At 71.9% G+C, this 249-nt stretch carries 1 protein-coding gene; it reads right to left on the bottom strand.

The genetic code is table 11. From position 1 onward, the window contains the following. Positions 1 to 231, bottom strand: a 231-nt coding sequence (locus EF834_RS18085; RefSeq protein ID WP_328590573.1) for a condensation domain-containing protein, incomplete at its 3' end; no start/stop codon positions are given. Positions 232 to 249 lie beyond the last annotated feature (18 nt).

Genomic DNA, 249 nt, shown 5'->3' with positions numbered 1-249 from the left:
CGCCTCACCCCGACCCGCGACCGCCGACCCCACCGCAACATCGGTGCTGCCACTGAGCTTCGCCAACACCACCGCAAGCGCCGCATGCACCACCATGAACGCAGTCGCCCCCCGCTCCCGCGCCCACGACCGCACCCGCCCCACCGTCACCGAAGACACCGCGAACTCCACACAACCACCCACACCCGACCGCACCGCAGGCCGCGGCCGGTCCGTCGGCAACGCCAACACATCCGGCAACCCCGCCAA

This window comes from Rhodococcus spongiicola (assembly GCF_004011835.1).
Classification (GTDB): domain Bacteria; phylum Actinomycetota; class Actinomycetes; order Mycobacteriales; family Mycobacteriaceae; genus Prescottella; species Prescottella spongiicola.
The sequence above is the reverse complement of the archived record's forward strand: the minus strand, read 5'-3'. Positions and strand labels throughout refer to the sequence as shown.